Source organism: Marinobacter halodurans (assembly GCF_004327985.1).
GTDB lineage: Bacteria > Pseudomonadota > Gammaproteobacteria > Pseudomonadales > Oleiphilaceae > Marinobacter_A > Marinobacter_A halodurans.
In genome coordinates, this window is sequence record NZ_SJDL01000187.1 from 1 (window position 1) to 621 (window position 621).

The 621-nt window shown below is 63.3% G+C and carries 1 protein-coding gene; it reads left to right on the forward strand.

Annotated elements, in window-relative coordinates; all coding sequences use genetic code 11:
* The coding region (locus tag EZI54_RS24035) for a group II intron reverse transcriptase/maturase (protein ID WP_131484357.1) at nt 1-621 on the forward strand (621 nt) is incomplete at both ends.

The window sequence follows — 621 nt, forward strand, 5'->3', positions numbered from 1 at the left end:
CGGTGACAGCCCTGAAGGGCCATCTGCAACAGCACTGGCCAACACTGCGCGAGCGGCTGTTGGCCGGAGACTACCGTCCTCAGCCGGTCCGCCGGGTCAGCATCCCCAAGCCGCAAGGCGGGGAGCGGATACTGGGCATCCCAACGGTGCAGGACCGTCTGATCCAACAAGCGCTTCATCAGGTGCTGAGTGCGATGCTGGAACCGACCTTCTCGGACCACAGCTACGGGTTCCGCCCCGGCCGAAGCGCCCACCAGGCGGTCAAGGCGATGCAACGACACATCAACGACGGCCACCGCTGGGTGATCGATCTGGATCTGGCCCAGTTCTTTGATCGGGTCAATCACGATGTGTTGATGAGCCTGCTGGCCCGTCGCATCACCGACCGACGGATACTGACCCTGATCCGGCGTTACCTGCAAGCCGGTATGCTCGACGGTGGACTGGTCAGCCCGAGACGGGAAGGCACGCCGCAAGGTGGGCCTCTGTCACCCTTGCTCTCCAACGTACTCCTGACCGAATTGGACCGGGAACTGGAGCGGCGAGGTCATCGGTTCTGCCGCTACGCGGACGACTGCAATATTTACGTTCGCAGCAGACGAGCAGGCCACCGGGTCATGG